This is a genomic window from Faecalimonas sp. LCP19S3_D12, assembly GCF_052121495.1.
GTDB lineage: Bacteria > Bacillota > Clostridia > Lachnospirales > Lachnospiraceae > Faecalimonas.
This window is the reverse complement of record NZ_JBQKED010000106.1, coordinates 1-1346: the sequence shown is the minus strand read 5'-3', so window position 1 is coordinate 1346 and position 1346 is coordinate 1. Positions and strand designations below refer to the sequence as shown.

The 1346-nt window shown below is 41.4% G+C and carries 1 protein-coding gene and 1 pseudogene; both read left to right on the top strand.

Annotation, left to right across the window (positions count from 1 at the left end; translation table 11 throughout):
• Window positions 1–249: pseudogene (locus tag ACTQXY_RS15430) on the top strand (phage tail protein); the annotation flags it as partial.
• On the top strand, window positions 243–1346 hold a 1104-nt coding region (locus ACTQXY_RS15425; protein WP_441660203.1), incomplete at its 3' end, for a hypothetical protein. The pseudogene ACTQXY_RS15430 and the gene ACTQXY_RS15425, both read left to right, overlap by 7 nt.

Here is a 1346-nt window from a genome sequence, read left to right as displayed (position 1 = left end):
TTGATTGCTATCGGGGGACGTATCTACACCGTGCATACTATCTTAGAGGATGGAGAGTATCTGGAAGTTGACAGCATGGCACAGACCGTCATAAAAACCATGATGAATGGAACGAAAGTAAATTTGTTTCATTATCGTGGACTTGATATTTTTCAAAAGATTCTCCCGGGAAAACAAGTTGTAAGCTGGGATGGAAAGTTTGATTTTGATATTACACTATTCAAAGAAAGGAGCGAACCGGAATGGTAGAGCGTGTAACACAAAGCTTTAACGGCGAAACAAAAGAGATGGAACATAAAAAGGACACTATATATGAAGGGGAAGCAAAAGCACCAGAACAGCAATTGAAAACGGCAGAGCTTAAGAGCTATTATCCCCTTCGGATTTCAGCGGAAGATGACGCAGGAAATCGAACCGATGAAGTAAAAATGGTGGAAGTTTTGAACAAGCCAATCTTTCCGATACAGATGATAAGTGCGACAGCCGTCGGAGAAGAGAAAGGATACATAGAATGTGAAACTGATTTAGACATCGGAGATACAAATGATTTTGAAATTCGCATGAGCCTAGACGAATGGAAAAGGGAAATGTGTGATTACGGATACCGCATGTACGTGCCAGATACAGAGTATGGCGGCATTTTGGAAAGCATGAGGGTTGTTACAAAAAGCAATGAGATTGTATGGAGTGGACATACCTGGAGAGGATTGCTGACACAGAAAGTGGTAGAACCGCCTTCTGGGTCCGACCACCTAATCTTAAATGGGGAACTGAACGATGTAATCAGAGCATTGATTGCAGAACGATTCGGTTCTCTTTTTGTTGTACCAAAGGTAAATACAAAGGTAATCTTAAATAATTGGCAGGTAGACAGATATGTATCACTATATAATGTGATAATGAAGTTTTTGGATGCAAAAGGACACCGACTGCAGATCAGCTACCGAAAGGAAGAGGGGCATCCATATGGCTATGTAGAAATACAGGCGGTTCCGGTGGTAGATTATTCTGACTATCTGCAATACGATCAGGACTGTAATATCAACTTTGACATAAAGGATTATCGAATGGGGATAAATCACTTGGTATGTGTTGGGAAAGGGCAGAATGAAGAACGTATTGTGCTGCATTTGTATGTCCAGCAGGATGGAAGTGTGGGAAGACAACAATATTACACAGGACTTGCGGAACGTGCGGCAGTCTACGATTTTTCCAGCGCAGAACTTGAACAGCTGGAAGAAGATGGAGCGAAACGGTTGAAAGAATTACAGAACTATAAAAGCGTAGATTTAACCATAGATGATATTGATTTGGAAATGGGAGATATCATAGGCGGAAGAGAGCAG